Below are 16,084 nucleotides of genomic sequence, written 5' to 3' on the forward strand. Positions count from 1 at the left end.
TTCACGTTGGCGATGTCCACACCCGTTTGGTCCGACTTGACTCGGACCTTGACGTTGTAGTCCACCACGCGCTTGACAGGGACCAAGACCTTCATTGCTGCGGCTCCTAGAGTTGGTTGAATTGACGTTTACGTAAACTGGAACATTCTATGCCGCAGTGCACCCACAAGGGTGCAGGCCGGGGCCACCGGCAGCAGGGGCATAAAAAAGAACGATCGTGCTTTTCCGTGATTATAGGACACTTGGCGGACCGCCCGATGTCTCGCTGGAGGCACCGGCCATGCCAGCCCATGCAGGCACGGCACCGCTGTCCTTGAACTGCACCACGCGCTGGGGATAGGGGATGTCGATGTTCGCCGCGCGCAGGCCGTCGAGGATGGCGATGTTGATGGCCGAGCGCAGGTTGAGCGAGCCGGCCGAGGGGTCGCTGATCCAGAAGTTGAGGCTGAACTCGAGACCATCGGGCGCGAAGTTGATGAGAAAGGCCACGGGCTCGGGCTCCTTGAGCACCCGGGGCTGCGCTGCCGCGGCAGCGCACAGGATGGCCTGGACCTGGCCCACATCGCTGTCGTAGCCGACGATGATGTTGGTGGTGACGTTGAACTTGCGGTCGGCGTCCGACAGGTTCTCCACGCGCTGGGTGATCAGGGTCTCGTTGGGCACGATGGACTCGCGCCCGTTGCCTGCACGGATCAGGGTGTAGCGGGTCTTGATGTCGGTGATGCGGCCCTCGAAGCCATCGACGCGCACGTTGTCGCCGATGCGCAGCGAGCGCTCCAGCAGGATCACGAAGCCGCTCACGTAGTTCGAAGCCAGCTTCTGCAGGCCGAAACCCAGGCCCACGCCAACCGCCCCGCCCAGCACCGACAACGCCGTGAGGTCCACCCCCACGGCCGACAGCGCGAACAGCATGCCCACCAGCAGCAGCACGGCGCGCACGGCGTTGCCCGCGACCTTGCGCATGGACAGGTCGGTCACGGCCGTGCTGAGCACGCGCCGCTCGAAGGTGGCCGAGATCCAGAGTGCGGCCACCATCACCAGGCTGGCCGACAGCGCGCCCTCGATCAGCGTGGCGACGCTGACGGTGGACTTGCCGAAGTTGAGCGTGATGCTGTCGAGCTCGCTGCGCACGGCGGGCAGCAGCCCCACGATCCACAACACGGCCGCGCCCCAGATGACCCAGGAGAACAGCCCTTCGAGCAGGCGCACGAGGCCGGAAGCGGGGAATGCCACGCGCAGCACGCGGGCGATGAAGCGGATCAGCGCGAGCGAGACCAGCATGGGGACTGCGATGCGCAGCACGAAGACCGGGTGGTAGTGCTCCACCGCGAGGCGGCCTGCAAAAGTCAGGACCAGGGCGATCAGGGGGAAGAGCAGGCCGTCGATGGTGTTGCGGCCGATCCAGACCGAGTCGGGGGGTTGGTTGCGGCCGATGAGGCGGGCAGCGAACAGGGCGATGGCGATGGCCGCGGCCAGGACGCCGAGTTCCAGCCAGACGCTGGAGTGGTTGAAGTCTGTCAGTAGTTTGTCGAGGATTTCCATGCGGTTGGGGTCCATCACGCTTGGCAATATGGTGCCGGTGGTGACTGTTTGCTTGATTGAAAGGCGGGGGCCGGGATATGCGCCCGGCGGCGCAGTAACTTTCTCTTGGGCCGCCAAGAGAAAGTCACCAAAGAGAAGGCGGCCCCCAGTCTGCGACCCCCGCTCGCCCTGTCGGGCGAACGGGGGCAACCTGCGATGCTCGGATCTGGGGTGGGCGTCGATGAACTCGCTGCGTTCTTCGAACTCCGCTCAAACAGCATCGACGAGCCAGAAGACGAAGTGCATGTGTCCTGCGGCACATGCACCCACCCCAGCTCCTGCGCTTCTCGGCGCAGCCAGCAGGGGTGGCTAGCGGGTACCACCCGGCTGCTGCTCTGGCAGCTACGCCGGGTGTCGGTTACGCGCTGCGCGCTGCCGACGCGCCTGGCTATCGCCCTGGCGAGCCGAGCGCAGCGAAGGACCACAGGCCGAGCGAAGCAATGGCCCGTATGGGGCCTCCAATCCCTTCTGGACGTGCCGAGAAGCGCTGAAGTTGGGGTGAGCGCGTGCCGAAGGACACGCGCATCGTTGTCTGGCTCGCCGAAGCTGTTTGACCGTAGCTCCCTCGAAGAGGGAGCGCAGGGAGTTCTTCGGCGCACCCCAGCTTCGAGCATCGCAGGTTGCCCGCAGCGAAGCGAAGGGCCACGGACAGCAGGGTCGCCTTTCTTTTGGGTACTTTTCTTTGGCGAAGCAAAGAACAAGTACCTCGGCCGCCGGGCCGAGACCCGGCCTCCGCCTTCAGCAAAGGAACTGAAGCAATAACAACCCATGTCGGTCGACCATCATTTCCAGGCCGGAGCCCGCTTCTCGACAAAAGCCCGGGCCCCTTCCTGCGCAGCCCCATCCATCATGTTCACCGCCATCGCCTGCCCAGCCAACTGGTAAGCCGCATCCATCCCCAGCTCCCGCTGCTGGTACACCAGCGCCTTGCCCATGGCCACCGCCACACGCGGTTTCTGCAGGATGGACGACACGAACCTCTCCACCTCGGCATCCAACTCAGCAGCAGACACCACCCGGTTCACCAGCCCCTGCTCCAACGCAGTGGCCGCATCGATGAAGTCCCCCGTGAGCAGCATCTCCATCGCCCGCTTGGCCGGCACATTGCGCACCAGCGGCACGCTGGGCGTGGCGCAGAACAGGCCGTAGTGGATCCCGCTGGTCGCAAAGGTCGCGCTGTCCGCCGCCACTGCCAGGTCGCACTGGGCCACCAGTTGGCAGCCAGCCGCCGTGGCCATGCCCTGCACGCGCGCGATCACCGGCACGGGCAGTTTGTGGATGGTGAGCATCATGCGGCTGCACTGGGCGAAGAGCTGCTGGTACCAGGCCAGGTCGGGGTGGGCCGCCATGTCCTTGAGGTTATGGCCTGCGCAAAAGGCCTTGCCCTCGGCGGCCAGCACCACCACGCGCGCCGCCTCGTCGCGGGCCACGGCGTCGAGCGCCTGCTGCAGGGCCGTGAGCATCTCCGCGCCCAGGGCATTGAAGCGCGCGGGGTCGTTGAGCGTGAGGGTCACCACGCCGCGCGCGTCGCGTGCAATGCGCAGGGGCTGGTGTTCGGTTTCCGTCATGTCGTTGCAGTCCCAAAAATCACAGATCGGCCAGCACGCGCAGGTGGGCTTCCACGCTGCGGGCCAGCGGCCCCATCACATAGCCACCCTCCAGGCAGGACACGATGCGCCCCTTGGAGTAACGCCGCGCGATGTCCTTCACACGCTGGGTGATCCAGGCATAGTCGGACTCGGTCAGGCCCAGCTGCCCCATGTCGTCCTCGCGGTGGCCGTCGAAGCCGGCACTCACGAAGACCATCTCGGGCTTGAAGGCCTCGAGCCGGGGGATCCACATCATCTCGATGATCTCGCGGATGTCCATGCCGCGCGTGTAGGCCGGCACCGGCACGTTGACCATGTTGGGGGCCGGATCCTGGTCGCCACTGTAGGGGTAGAACGGGTGCTGAAAAATGCTGACCATCAGCGCCCGCGGGTCATTGGCCAGGATGTCCTCGGTGCCATTGCCGTGGTGCACGTCGAAATCGACCACCGCCACGCGCTGCAGGTTGTAGCGCTGCAACGCGTACTTGGCGGCCACGGCCACGTTGTTGAAGAAGCAGAACCCCATGGCCTTGCTGCGCGTAGCGTGGTGGCCTGGCGGGCGCACGGCGCAAAAGGCGTTCTCCAGCTCGCCGGCCATCACCGCATCGGTAGCGGCCAGGGCGGCCCCGGCGGCGCGCAGCGAGGCCTTCCAGGTATGGGCGTTGATGGAGGTGTCGGGGTCGAGCTGCGAGTAGCTCGGGCCGCCGGCCAGGATCTCCTCGTTGAGCCGGTCGGACAGGCCGCGCATGGCGGCCACGTGCAGGCGGTCGTGGGCCAGCTCGATGTCGGCCAGGGATGCCTCGGGCGCCTCGCGGCGGTCCAGGGCATCGCCCACGCCGGTGATCAGCAGCCGGTCCTCGATGGCGTCGAGCCGCTCGGGGCATTCGGGGTGCCCGGGCCCCATTTCATGCTTCCAGCAATCGCGGTGGGTGAAATAGCCCGTTTTGCTCACAGTCAATCCCCGTGTCTCATACTTTTAGGATAACGTCGCGCCATGACTATGAATGCACAGCACAAGATCAAATCGCTTCTGGACCAGCTTAACACGGTGATCGTGGGCAAAAAGGCCCAGGTGCAGGACTGCGTGGCCTGCCTGCTGGCCGGCGGCCACCTGCTGATCGAAGACGTTCCGGGCGTGGGCAAGACCACGCTGGCGCACGCCCTGTCGCGCACCTTCGGGCTGCAGTTTTCGCGCGTGCAGTTCACGGCCGACCTGATGCCCAGCGACCTCACGGGGGTGTCGGTCTACGAGCGCGGCAAGGAAGCCTTCGTGTTCCACCCCGGGCCGGTGTTTGCCCAGGTGCTGCTGGCCGACGAAATCAACCGCGCCAGCCCCAAGACGCAGAGCGCGCTGCTCGAGGCCATGGAGGAAAAGCAGGTGTCGGTAGAAGGCGAGACGCGCGCCCTGCCCCACCCCTTCTTCGTGATCGCCACACAGAACCCGCACGACCAGCTGGGCACCTTTGCACTGCCCGAGTCGCAGCTGGACCGCTTTCTGATGCGCATCTCCATCGGCTACCCCGATCGCGCGGCCGAGCGCGTGCTGCTGGCCGGTGCCGACCGCCGCGACATGGTGGACACCATGCTGCCCCTGCTGTCGGACGAAGAATTGGCCGAGCTGCAGCGCGAGGTGCAGGCCGTGCACACGGCCGATCCGTTGCTCAACTATGTGCAGGACCTGATCGCCGCCACGCGCTCGGGCCGCTGGTTCCTGCAGGGTCTGTCGCCACGCGCCGGCATTGCCCTGGTGCGCGCGGCCAAGGCGCAGGCGCTCATCAGCGGGCGCGACTATGTGGCGCCCGACGACGTGCAGGCCATCCTGCCCCAGACCATTGCCCACCGCCTGGTGCCGGTCGGCGATGCCGGCCGCGGCGCGGTGGAGCAGGTGCGGGCCATGGTCGAGTCCGTGCCTCTTCCTTGAGCACGAGGGAAATGTCCGCCACCCCATCGCCCGCGGCAGCTGCCGCACCGGCCGGCCGGCTGCGCGCTGCCCTGGCGACGCTCAACCCGCTCACGCGCGTGCGCAAGCGCTTCGAGGCCTGGTGGATGGTGCGCCGGCCGCTGAGCGACACGCTCACGCTGACGCAGCGCAATGTCTACATCCTGCCCACCGGCGCGGGTTGGATGCTGGCGCTCACGCTGCTGATCCTGCTGATAGCCTCCATCAACTACCAGCTCAACCTGGGCTATCTGCTGACCTTTCTGCTGGCCGGCAGCGCCGTGATCGGCATGCACATCTGCCACGCCACGCTGCGCGGCATCACGCTGCACCTCAAGGCGCCCGAGCCGCACTTCATGGGAACCAGCGCCACGGTGGAGGTCCAGGTGTCCAGCGAACGCAAGACGCCGCGCTATGGCATCGGCCTGGCCGTGCATGGCAGCGGCGGCGAGGCGCACCACTGGGCCTGGACTGATGTGCCCGCACAGGGACGTTCCACCGTGCACGTGGCCTTTTCGCCCCCGCGCCGGGGCCTGCACCGCGTGCCCGTGCTCACGGCGGAGACGCGGTTTCCGTTGGGCACCTTCCGCGTATGGACCTACTGGCGCCCGGCGGCGCAGGTGCTGGTGTACCCGGCGCCCGAGCTGCCCCCGCCGCCGCTGCCCCCCGGCGAACCTCGCGGCGCCGGCACCGGCAGCTCCCCCTCGCAGGGCATTGGCGAGTTCGACGGTGTGCGCGCCTACCGGCGCGGCGACCCGCTCAAGCTCGTGGTCTGGAAGAAGGCGGCCAAGACACTGGGCACGGGAACCGACGACCTGGTGAGCCGCGACTCCCAGCAGGCGCAGCGCCACGAACTCTGGCTGGACCCGGCCCTGGCCGCCCTGCCCGACCCCGAAGCCCGCATCTCGCGCCTGGCGGCCTGGGTGCTGCAGGCCGACCGCCTGGGCCTGGACTATGGCCTGCGCCTGCCGGGCGTGGAGATCGCGCCCGACACGGGCACCGCCCACCGCCGCCGCTGCCTGGAAGCGCTGGCGCTGTGCTGAACTTCTACCGCCAACCAACCCTCCAAAGGCATTGCCCCTTGCCTCCCTTTTCGCGGAAGACCGACGCTCCATGAGCCTGCGCCAGACCCTCGCCACCCTGCCACGCGACACGCGGGACACGCTGTTCCTGCTGTTCGCCACGGCCTGGGTGATCGCGCCCCAGGTGGCCAACCTGCCCGCCTGGGCCAGCGCCATGGCCTTTGGCATGCTGCTGTGGCGCGGCTGGATGGCCTGGACGGCGCGCCCCCTGCCCGGGCGCTGGCTGCTCACGGTGCTGGTCATCGTGGCCGTGGGGGGCACGCTGCTCACGCACCGCACCATCCTCGGGCGCGATGCCGGCGTCACCCTCATGGTGATGATGCTGACCTTCAAGACCCTGGAGCTGCGCGCCCGCCGCGACGCCATGGTGATCTTCTTCCTGGGCTTCTTCACGATGCTCAGCAACTTCTTCTTCTCGCAGTCGCTGCTCACGGCCGCCGCCATGCTGGTGGCGCTGCTGGGCCTGCTCACGGCCCTGGTCAATGCCCACATGCCGGTGGGGCGCCCGTCGCTGGCGCAGACCTTCCGCATGGCCGGCACCATGGCCCTGCTGGGCGCTCCCATCATGGTGGCGCTGTTCATGCTGTTCCCGCGCATGTCGCCACTGTGGGGCATGCCCAGCGACAACCTCACGGGGCGCAGCGGCCTCTCGGGCACGATGAAGATCGGCGACATGGCCGAGATTGCGCTCGATGAACGCGTGGCGATCCGCCTGCGCTTCGAGGGAGACCAGACCAACATCCCTCCGCAATCGATGCTGTACTTCCGCGGACCGGTCATGGCGGCTTTCGATGGCCGGCAATGGGTGGCGGAGCCATTTCGTGAGGACAGCGTCTGGGCCGCACGCGTGGCGGTACCTGCCAACCTGCAGCCCCAAGGGCCCGCCCTGCGCTATGAAGTGACCCTGGAACCTCAGCGCCAACCCTGGTTAATGGTGCTGGAAGCCACGCCCGATGCACCAGAAGTGCCCGGCATGCAGGCTTACATGACGCAGGACCTGCAGTGGATGACCACGCGCCCCATCACCGAGGTGTTGCGCTACCAGGCAGTGAGCTACCCCGAATTCCGCCATGGACCGCAGCAATCCGTGCGCCAGTTGCGCGTGCACACCGAGCTGCCGCCCGGCTTCAACCCGCGCACCCTGGCCCTGGCCGAACAGATGAAAGCCGACCCCGCGCTGGCCGGGGCCGGCACCCAGGCACTGGTGAATGCCGTGCTGCAGCGCCTGCGCACGGGCGGCTACAGCTACTCGCTGGAGCCGGGTGTCTTCGGCGAGCACACGGCCGATGAGTTCTGGTTCGACCGCAAGGAAGGCTTCTGCGAGCACATCTCCTCGGCCTTCGTGATCCTGATGCGCGCGCTGGATGTGCCGGCACGCATCGTCACCGGCTACCAGGGCGGCGAGCGCAACCCCGTGGATGGCTACTGGACCGTGCGCAATGCCGACGCCCATGCCTGGGCCGAGGTCTGGATGGAAAACCGCGGCTGGGTGCGCGTGGACCCCACGGGCGCTGTTTCACCAGGCCGCGTGGGCCAGTTCCAGCGGCTGCGGGCGCCCGAGGGCGCTTTTGCCAGCGCCATGGGAACCATCAGCCCCGGAATGGTGCAATCCTTGCGCGCCGTCTGGGAAGCCGTGAACAACGGCTGGAGCCAGTGGGTGCTCAACTACAGCCAGAGCCGCCAGTTCGACCTGCTCAAGGCCCTGGGATTCGAATCGCCGAGTTGGCAGGACCTGACCACCGTGCTTGGTGCACTCATCGTGATCGCTGCCAGCGGCGGTGGCCTGTGGACGCTGTGGGAACGCAGCCAGCACGACCCCTGGCTGCGCCTGCTGGCCCGCGTGCGCCAGCGCCTGGCCAAGGCTGGCCTGGTGCTGCCCGAGACCCTGCCACCGCGTTCCATGGCCCAGCAGGTGACCGCACACTTCGGTGACAGCGCCAGCGGCCTGGCGGCCTGGCTGCTGCGGCTGGAACAGGTACGCTATGCCCCTCTACCTGCCCAGCAGTTCGGCGCCCTGCGCCGCGAATTCAACACCCTGCCCTGGCCCCCGTCCGCACGGGGCCGATGACCCGAACGACATGCGCCTCCTGAAATCCGTTGCCGTCGCCTGTGTGGCGGCGGCCTGTGCCCTGCCGGCCCTTGCCAGCCCCTCCAAGCCCCCCAAGCAGAAAACCACCGCCGCGAGCTCCACCGTACAGGGCGGCGCGCCCTATGCGGGCCGTGCCGATGCCATGGCCTTTGCCGACGATCTGGCCGCGCGGCGCGGCCTGGACCGCGAATGGGTGCGCCAGGCCATCGGCCAGGCGCGCCTGCTGTCCCAGGTGCCGCGCCTGATGCTGCCACCGCCCGTGGGCACGCCCAAGAACTGGCGCGTGTACCGCAGCCGCTTCATCGACCCGGTGCGCATCCGCGCCGGGGTGCGCTTCTGGCAGGAGCACCGCGAGGCCCTGGAACGCGCCGAGGCCGAATACGGCGTGCCGGTGGAGATCATCGTCGGCATCATCGGCGTGGAGACCATCTACGGCCAGCAGATGGGCAACTTCCGCGTGATGGACGCGCTGGCCACGCTGTCGTTCGACTTTCCGAATGCCCACCCGCGCGCCAAGGAGCGCCGCGAGTTCTTCCAGCGCGAGCTCGAGCAGTTCCTGAGCCTCGCCAACCGCAGCAACATCGACCCCTTCGAGCCGCGCGGCAGCTACGCCGGCGCCATGGGCCTGGGCCAGTTCATGCCCTCGAGCTGGGTGCGCTATGCGGTGGACTTCGATGGCGACGGCCGCATCGACCTGTTCAGGAGCCCGGTGGACGCCATCGGCTCGGTGGCCAACTACTTCAAGGGCCACAACTGGACCACCGGCATGCCCACGCACTTTGGCGTGCAGTTCGACACCGCACGGCTGCAGCTCGACACCTTGCTGGCACCGGACATCCTGCCCACCTTCAGCGCCGCCAGCATGCAGGCCAAGGGCGCGGTGCTCGACGCCGCAGGCGCGCAGCACACGGGCCCGCTGGCGCTGGTGGAGCTGCAGAACGGCGGCGACGCTCCGACCTATGTGGCGGGCACGGAGAACTTCTATGCCATCACCCGCTACAACTGGTCGAGCTACTACGCCATGGCCGTGATCGAGCTGGGGCGCGAGGTGGCGGCGGCGCGGTAGCACCCGGCACCGGACCACGGTTACCATGCGGCCTTCGCTTCCAGTCTCACTTCGATGTCCTCCATCGCCCAGTTCCCTCACCGCCCCCACGCCCGCCTGCCTGGCCTCGCCGCAGGCCTGCTCATTGCAATTGCCGCGCTGGCGCCTCTGGAAAAGGCCATCGGCCAGGCCCGCCCCGCAACACCGCCCGCAGCCTCCGGCACATCGGCCGCAGCGGTCAGCGATGCCACCCTGCAGGCCATCTTCGATGCCGAGCAGATTCCCGAGCGCATGCGCAAGATGATGCAGGCAGTGAACCAGGCGCAGCTCGATTCCGTGGAGCGCATTCCCGACCCGGCCGAGCGCGCGCGCAAGCGCAAGTCCTACGCCAGGGCCGAGCCGGTGCTGGCGCAGCATTTCGAGTGGAAGAGGCTGCGCCCCCTGATCGTGGAGACCTACCAGGCACACTATACGGAAGCCGATGCCCAGGCCCTGCTGGCTTTCTACCGGACGGCACCAGGCAAGCTGCATCTGGACAAGCTGCAGCCCGCCATGATCGAGGCCAGCCTGGCGCTTTCTCAATTCATGGACGAGCGGCTGGACGCCATTCTCGAAAGCAGCGATGCCCAGGGCCGCACCAATGGTCCCCGCCCGCTCAGACAGGCCCCCTGGCGTGCGGCCGATGCGCATGCGGCTGCAGCTGGTGACCTGGCCCGGCTGCTGATGCAGGAGGAGTTCAACGCGCGCATGCAGCGGCTCGAATCCGCCATGGCAGCGCAGATGGGCCAAATGCTGCCACCCGAGCTTGTCGCCAAGCAAAAGCAGTGGTTTGCCAATATCTCCCGGCGCATCCGCTCGGAGATCCGCTTCGACACCGTGCTGCCGCTGATCGTGGCCGAACTGAGGAAACACCTCTCAGAGGACGAACTGAAGGTGCTGCTCGCGACGGAGCGAAGCCCCGCGCGCGCAGCCCAACGCGCCAAAGAGACCGCAGCCGACAATGCCCTGGAAGCCCGCTTGCAGGAACATCTGCGCAACGAGATCTTCCCGGCGCTGCTGGCGGCCATGCTCGCTGCCGAAGACAGCACCCAGGCCGTGCCCGCCAGCGGCGAGGTCAAGCGCTGATCTGGCCGGGGCAGCCTCGACGCCTCAGGCGTGCCAAGGCTCCACCGCACCGCTGGCGACATCCGATCCGACATCCGTCCGCCACCCCAGCTGCGGCGCAATGAGCCGCGCCGTATCTTCCAGGATCTGCCGGTACTCCTCGGGCGCGAAGTCGTAGGGCAGCTCCAGCCGCAGCTCCTGCACCAGGGGCAGGATCGGGTCCTCGCGCAGCCACTGCAGGATCTGCTCGCTGTGGCCCACCAGGTCGCGCGCGAACAGTGTGCGCCGCTCGCCCTGCGGCGCCAGGGTGCGCGCCTGCCGCGTGGCGGCCCAGGCCAGGTAGCGCGCGCGGGTGGAGGCATCGGCCCCGTCCAGCGGCACGATCACCCGCCCCAGCGCCACGCGCGGCACGCTGCCCGGCGGCTGGTGTGCTTGCCAGCGGGCGTGGAACAGGTCGAGCTGGGTGCGCTGCGCCTCGAAGAAATGGTCGGTCTGCTCGCCCCGGTTGATGTTGCCGATGAGCAGGTGGTAGCCCTGCTCGCCCGCCCACTGCGCCGAGCGCAGCGAGCCCCCGCCGTACCACAGGCGCTGCGCCAGGCCCGGCGCGTACGGCTGCAGGCGCGGCCGCTGGCGGCCTGCGGGGGATTCGACAAAGGTCTCCTCGTCGCCGAGCAGATCGCCCTGCAGGTTGCGGCGCAGGCGCTCCACGCGGGCGTGCGAGAAATCGATGCTGCCCGCATCGCCATCGAACAGGCGCTCGCCCAGCAATGCGCCAAAGGGCGGCGCCCCGGCACTCAGGCCCACGTGCAGGCGCCCACGCGCGAGTACGTCCACCGTGGCCAGGTCCTCGGCCAGGCGGAACGGGTTTTCGTAGCCCATCTGCACCACGGCCGTGCCCAGGCCGATGCGCAGCGTGCGCTGGCTCGCAGCGGCCAGGAAGGTCGCGGCCGAGGACACCCCGCGCTCCAGGTGGCGCTGGCGCACCCAGGCGCTGTCGAACCCCAGGGCCTCGCCATAGGCGAACAGCTGCAGCGTGTGCTCCAGCCCGTCGAAGGGATCGGTGTCAGGGAAATTGCCCGGCGACAGGAAGGCAAGGTGGCGGATGGGCATGGCGTGGAAGTTGGGATGATCTCGGTTTCAGCGGCACACCACATCGCTCGCAGGCCACGAAACCGGCGTGGCCGAAGCCAGTGCCCCCGTGCAAGGGCCGCCCCGCCGCACTGGGGGCGTCCCCCTTTCAGGGAAGGCGCGAAGCGACTCAGGGGGTCAAAATTTCGGCAAGCCCGGGGGATTCGTCTCCGACCGCGGCAGCGCTTCTTCCGTCAGGCTCCAGCGCGCCAGCGCCTTGCCGTACTGGCCCCCCTGGATCAGGCCATTGGCCGCGAGCGTGAGCGCATCGGCCAGGCCGCTGCCCTTGCGTGTGGTGATGCCCACGTCGGACTTGAGCGGCCAGCCGGCGTTCACGGTGCCCACGAGCTTGATCTTGCCGTCCTTGGCCGCATGGTAGGCCTGGGGTGCGTTGGGGTTGAAGTTGGCATCGGCACGGCCCGAGACCACGCCCAGCAGGCGCGCCGCATCGTCGTCGAAGTACAGGATTTCCGCCGGCTTCAGGCCTGCCGCCTGGTTCTTCCTGTTCCATTCGAGCAGGATGCGCTCCTGGTTGGTGCCCGACGCGGTGATGACCTTGAGGCCGGCCACGTCCTTGGGTTCCTTGATGGCGGCGATCTTGCTGTCGGCGCGCACGTAGAAGCCGTGCAGACCCAGGCGGTAGGTGGAGAAGTCGTACTTCTCCTTGCGCTGCTCGGTCACGCCCACATTGGAGATCACCGCGTCGTACTTGCCCGAGGACAGGCCCAGGGGCCAGTCCGCCCAGGCGATGGGCACCAGCTCCAGCTTGAGGCCCAGCGCATCGGCAATCAGCAGCGCGTAGTCGGGATCGAAACCCACCACCGTCTTGGCATCGGTGGCATAGGTGGAAATGGGGGGCGCGAACGGCGCGATCGCCACGGTCAGCACACCGTCCTTGACGAACTTGAAGTCCTTGGGAAGGGCGGCAATGGCTGCGGCATTGCGCTCGGTGCGCAGCCGGCCCTTCTGCTCGGGGCTGAAGTCGAAGGTCTGGGCCAGGGCGCCGCCGCCGAATGCAGCCAATGCCAGAGCGGCCAGCCAGCGCCGCAGGGATGGTGAGGAGGAGATGGTCATGGCGCGCCTCACTTCTTGGGCAGGCCGGGTGGGTTGGTGCGCGAGACCTGGATGGCCTCGGACTGCAGGTTCCAGCGCTCCAGCGACTTGGCGTAGTTGCCGTTCTGGATCTGGGCGTTGAGCGCGGCGGTCACCGCCTCGGCAATGCCCGAGCCCTTGCGCGAGGTCACGGCGATCTCGGCGTTCTGCGGCCAGCCGCCCGAGAAGGCACCGACCAGCTTGGTGCGACCATCGCGCGCGTTGTGCGCGGCGATGCCGTTGGGCGCAAGGTAGGCGTCGGCGCGGCCCGAGAGGATGGCCAGGTACAGCACCACATCGTCGTCGTAGTACTGGATCTCCACGGGTTTCAGGCCCGCGGCCACGTTCTGCTGGTTCCAGCGCAGGAGGATCTGCTCCTGGTTGGTGCTGGCGCCGACGATGATCTTCAGGCCCGCCACGTCCTTGGGTTCCTTGATCGCGGCGATCTTGCTGTCGGCCTTGACGTAGATGCCCAGTTGGTCGTTGCGGTAGGTGGAGAAGTCGAATTTCTCCTTGCGCTCCTCGGTCACCGTGACGTTGGAGATCACCACGTCGAACTTGCCCGACTGCAGGCCCAGCGGCCAGTCGGCCCAGGCCACCGACACCAGTTCGAGCTTGCGCCCCAGGCTGTCGGCCACCAGCTGCGCCACGTCGGGCGCATTGCCCACGGGGGTCTTGTTGTCGGTGGCGTAGGCGCCGAAGGGCAGGCGACCCGTGGTGGTGCCCACCGTGAGCACGCCCTCCTTGGCGAACTTGAAGTCCTTGGACACGAGCTTGAGCGCCTCGTCGACCTTGGCCGAGCGCGGGCGCCCGGGCTGTTCAGGGCTCAGGTCCACGGCCTGGGCCATGAGCTGCAGCGGAGCCATGGCCGCGGCGGCCAGCGCCAGGGCAAGGAAGGTGGAGCGGCGGGTGAAGTTCATCGGATGGTTCCTGAAAAAAGCCATGAAAAAAAGACCATGCGGGCACGCTGGCGCCCAGCCGGGCGCTGCGCGTGCAAGGGAGGGAAAGAACTGCGGCGGGCTGCTAGAGCACCTTGGCCAGGAACTCTGCGGTGCGCGGGTGCTGCGGGTGGTTGAACACCTGCTCGGGCGTGCCGGTCTCCAGCACCTGTCCCTGCTCCATGAAGACCACGGTGTCGGCCACTTCGCGGGCAAAGCCGATCTCGTGCGTGACGATGACCAGCGTGGTGCCCGAGCGCGCCAGTTCCTTGATCACGGCCAGCACCTCGCCCACCAGCTCGGGGTCGAGCGCCGAGGTGGGCTCGTCGAACAACAGCACCTTGGGCCGGAGGGCCAGCGCCCGCGCGATCGCCACGCGCTGCTGCTGGCCGCCCGAGAGCTGGCGCGGGTAGCTGTGTGCCTTGTCGGACAGGCCCACGCGGGCCAGCAGTTCCTGCGCCAGGGCCTCGGCTTCGGGGCGCAGCAGGCGGCGCACGCTGATGGGCGCCTCGATGATGTTCTCCAGCACCGTGAGGTGGGGGAACAGGTTGAAGTTCTGGAACACCATGCCCACGTCCACGCGGCGCGCGAGGATGTCCTTCTCGCCCAGTTCGTACAGGGTGTCCGCATCCTGGCGGTAGCCGATGAGCTCGCCGTCGATGGCGATGAAGCCGCCGTCCACCCGCTCCAGGTGGTTGATGGCGCGCAGCAGCGTGGACTTGCCCGAGCCCGACTGGCCCAGCACCACGGTCACGCTGCCGGGCGGCACGGTGAGCGTCACGTCCTTGAGCACCTGCAGCGCGCCGTAGTGCTTGGAGACGCCGTGGATGGTGACCTCGCCGCCGCGCGTGAGACCGCCGCTCCAGCGCGGCACGGTGCCGGCGGGTGCTGCCTGGGGCGCGGCCGCGACGGCCGGCTGGGCCTCCAGCGGCACCGCCTTGGGAGCGAAACCCAGGCGCCGCGCGATGGCCGTGAACAGCGAGGGCGGTGGATTGCGCAGCGCGCCCTTGGCGAAATGCCGCTCGATGTAGTGCTGCATGACCGACAGCACCGTGAGGATCACCAGGTACCAGACGGTGGCCACCATCAGCAGCGGGATCACCTCCAGGTTGCGCCGGTAGATGATCTGGATGGTGTAGAACAGCTCGGGCAGTGCCAGGATGTAGACGTTGGACGTGCCCTTGGCCAGACCGATGATGTCGTTGAAGCCGCTGGGCAGAATGGAGCGCATGGCCTGCGGCAGCACGATGCGAAAGGCCTGGCGCCGGCGCGGCAGGCCCAGCGCGGCGGCCGCCTCGAGCTGACCCTGGTCCACCGACAGGATGCCCCCGCGCACGATCTCCGAGGCGAAGGCCGCCTGGTTGAGCGTGAGCCCGATCAACGCCGCCACGAAGGGGCTGATGAGCTGCGTGGTGGGGTACGAGAAGAAGGTCCAGCCCGTGAACGGCACGGAGAGGCTCACCGACTCGTACAGGTAACCGAGGTTGTTGATGATGAGCAGCAGCACGATCACCGGGATGGAGCGGAAGATCCAGACAAAGGTCCACGACAGGCCCGCCAGCAGCGGCGAGCGCGATACCCGGGCCAGCGCCAGCGCCGTGCCCAGCGTGAAGCCGAACAGCGCCCCCAGCGCCGTGAGCAGCAGCGTGCGGCCCAGGCCCACCAGCACCGGCTCGGCAAAGAACCATTCGGCAAAAATGCCCCAGCCCCAGCGCGGGTTGGTGAGCACCGAGTACAGCACCAGCGCGATGACCACGGCGGCGAACACGGTGCCCACCGCGCGTGCCCGGTAGCGTGCGGGCACCACCTTGTAGTGGGAATAGTCGCCCTTCACGGGCGGCGCGGCGGGGACTGCCGCAGCCGCGGCAACAGGGGGTGCCGCATGGTGCGCCGGGCCCGCGGGCAGTGCATGGGCATCGAGCGTGGTGGTGGTCGACATCGTGGTGTGTAGGAATGGAAAGGGAAACTCAGGCGGCGCGTGCCAGCGCAGGCGCCTGCACCAGGATTTTTTCGAACGGCAGCGAGCGGTAGGTGCCCTCGGGCGCCGATGGATCGAACAGCGCCGCATAGCCCTGGCCCAGGTACAGCGCCACGGCTTCGGGCTGGCGAAAGCCCGTGGTCAGGTAGATGCGCGTGTAGCCCTGGCGCAGCGCCTGGGCTTCGAGCTCCTGGACCACACGGCGCGCCAGGCCCTGGCGGCGCAGGGCCGAGTGCGCCCAGACGCGCTTGAGCTCGGCCGTGCCGGGGTCCGGGTGGCGCTTGAACGCGCCGCCGCCAATCGCCACCCCATCGCGCAGCAGCAGCACGAAATTGCCGCCTTCGGGCGGCGAGAACAGCTCGGGCGGGTACTTCTCCATCTCGCGCGGGCCGCCCTCGCGTTCGTAGAAATCGCCATAGCGGCTCTCGTACTCGTAGCTGAGCTCCTCGACCAGAGGGCGCGCCAGCGGGTCCAGCGGGGTGGTGTAGACGAATCGTTCGCTCATGGTGTTGTCGCGTC

General features: G+C 68.0%; 13 protein-coding genes and 1 pseudogene. 5 read left to right on the plus strand and 9 right to left on the minus strand.

From position 1 onward, the window contains the following. From AC07PA_RS29350 to AC07PA_RS29365, 4 genes and pseudogenes are all read right to left on the minus strand, one after another. Window positions 1–95 (minus strand): annotated as a pseudogene (locus AC07PA_RS29350) (electron transfer flavoprotein subunit beta/FixA family protein); the annotation flags it as partial. 136 nt (window positions 96–231) lie between these two features. Next, a complete protein-coding gene (locus AC07PA_RS29355; protein WP_494609661.1) occupies window positions 232–1,542 on the minus strand; it encodes a mechanosensitive ion channel family protein in 1,311 nt (436 codons plus the stop codon). 821 nt (window positions 1,543–2,363) lie between these two features. Then, entirely contained in the window at window positions 2,364–3,149 is a 786-nt protein-coding gene (locus AC07PA_RS29360; RefSeq protein ID WP_494609658.1) for an enoyl-CoA hydratase, read from the minus strand. A 19-nt stretch (window positions 3,150–3,168) separates the two neighbouring features. Continuing rightward, entirely contained in the window at window positions 3,169–4,122 is a 954-nt protein-coding gene (locus AC07PA_RS29365) for a histone deacetylase family protein (protein WP_035205114.1), read from the minus strand. A gap of 48 nt (window positions 4,123–4,170) precedes the next feature. Here AC07PA_RS29365 and AC07PA_RS29370 point away from each other — a divergent pair, with 48 nt between their 5' ends. From AC07PA_RS29370 to AC07PA_RS29390, 5 genes are all read left to right on the plus strand, one after another. Then, window positions 4,171–5,091 carry an AAA family ATPase gene (locus tag AC07PA_RS29370; protein ID WP_035205112.1) on the plus strand — a complete coding sequence of 307 codons (921 nt, stop codon included), beginning with the start codon at window positions 4,171–4,173 and terminating at the stop codon, window positions 5,089–5,091. 11 nt (window positions 5,092–5,102) lie between these two features. Then, on the plus strand, window positions 5,103–6,152 hold the full coding sequence (locus AC07PA_RS29375) for a DUF58 domain-containing protein (RefSeq protein WP_494609657.1): 1,050 nt from the start codon (window positions 5,103–5,105) through the stop codon (window positions 6,150–6,152). Window positions 6,153–6,222: 70 nt separating this feature from the next. Beyond that, entirely contained in the window at window positions 6,223–8,259 is a 2,037-nt protein-coding gene (locus tag AC07PA_RS29380) for a transglutaminase TgpA family protein (protein WP_494609656.1), read from the plus strand. Window positions 8,260–8,269: 10 nt separating this feature from the next. Continuing rightward, window positions 8,270–9,346, plus strand: coding sequence for a lytic murein transglycosylase B (gene mltB, locus AC07PA_RS29385; RefSeq protein WP_007857663.1), 1,077 nt, complete (start codon window positions 8,270–8,272; stop codon window positions 9,344–9,346). A gap of 54 nt (window positions 9,347–9,400) precedes the next feature. Beyond that, the gene (locus tag AC07PA_RS29390; protein WP_494609655.1) at window positions 9,401–10,450 is read left to right on the plus strand and encodes a DUF2059 domain-containing protein; all 1,050 of its coding nucleotides are present in this window, start codon (window positions 9,401–9,403) and stop codon (window positions 10,448–10,450) included. Between the two features lie 24 nt (window positions 10,451–10,474). On the opposite strand, the gene AC07PA_RS29395 is transcribed toward AC07PA_RS29390, so the two are convergent. From AC07PA_RS29395 to AC07PA_RS29415, 5 genes are all read right to left on the minus strand, one after another. After that, a complete protein-coding gene (locus AC07PA_RS29395) occupies window positions 10,475–11,539 on the minus strand; it encodes an LLM class flavin-dependent oxidoreductase (protein ID WP_494609653.1) in 1,065 nt (354 codons plus the stop codon). Between the two features lie 156 nt (window positions 11,540–11,695). Next, complete coding sequence (locus tag AC07PA_RS29400; protein WP_494609652.1) at window positions 11,696–12,631, minus strand: ABC transporter substrate-binding protein; 936 nt, start codon at window positions 12,629–12,631, stop codon at window positions 11,696–11,698. Window positions 12,632–12,639: 8 nt separating this feature from the next. Next, window positions 12,640–13,569, minus strand: a complete 930-nt coding sequence (locus AC07PA_RS29405) for an ABC transporter substrate-binding protein (protein ID WP_494609651.1) — start codon at window positions 13,567–13,569, stop codon at window positions 12,640–12,642. 103 nt (window positions 13,570–13,672) lie between these two features. After that, the gene (locus AC07PA_RS29410; RefSeq protein WP_494609650.1) at window positions 13,673–15,526 is read right to left on the minus strand and encodes an amino acid ABC transporter permease/ATP-binding protein; all 1,854 of its coding nucleotides are present in this window, start codon (window positions 15,524–15,526) and stop codon (window positions 13,673–13,675) included. Between the two features lie 28 nt (window positions 15,527–15,554). Continuing rightward, window positions 15,555–16,070, minus strand: coding sequence for a GNAT family N-acetyltransferase (locus AC07PA_RS29415; RefSeq protein WP_145695450.1), 516 nt, complete (start codon window positions 16,068–16,070; stop codon window positions 15,555–15,557). Window positions 16,071–16,084: the final 14 nt, after the last annotated feature.

This window comes from Acidovorax sp. GW821-FHT09B03 (assembly GCF_059418305.1).